Annotated in this window: 1 protein-coding gene; it reads left to right on the forward strand. The window is 35.4% G+C overall.

Annotated features, from left to right (window positions below):
- Positions 1-345 (forward strand): SdrD B-like domain-containing protein (locus tag HMPREF3247_RS15150; protein WP_180363501.1); only part of this gene is annotated, 345 nt, incomplete at both ends.

The following is a 345-nucleotide window of genomic DNA, read 5'->3' on the forward strand; positions in this document are numbered from 1 at the left end:
TTTGGTACGACAGTAATAAAGACGGCAAACAAGACTCAACTGAAAAAGGTATTAAAGATGTGACAGTTACATTGCAAAACGAAAAAGGCGAAGTAATTGGAACAACTAAAACAGATGAAAATGGTAAATATCGTTTCGATAATTTAGATAGCGGTAAATACAAAGTTATTTTTGAAAAGCCTGCTGGCTTAACACAAACAGTTACAAATACAACTGAAGATGATAAAGATGCAGATGGTGGCGAAGTTGACGTAACAATTACGGATCATGATGATTTCACACTTGATAACGGATACTTCGAAGAAGATACATCAGACAGTGATTCAGACTCAGATAGCGATTCAG

The sequence above is a fragment of the Staphylococcus sp. HMSC36A10 genome (assembly GCF_001838845.1).
Taxonomy (GTDB): Bacteria; Bacillota; Bacilli; order Staphylococcales; family Staphylococcaceae; genus Staphylococcus; species Staphylococcus aureus.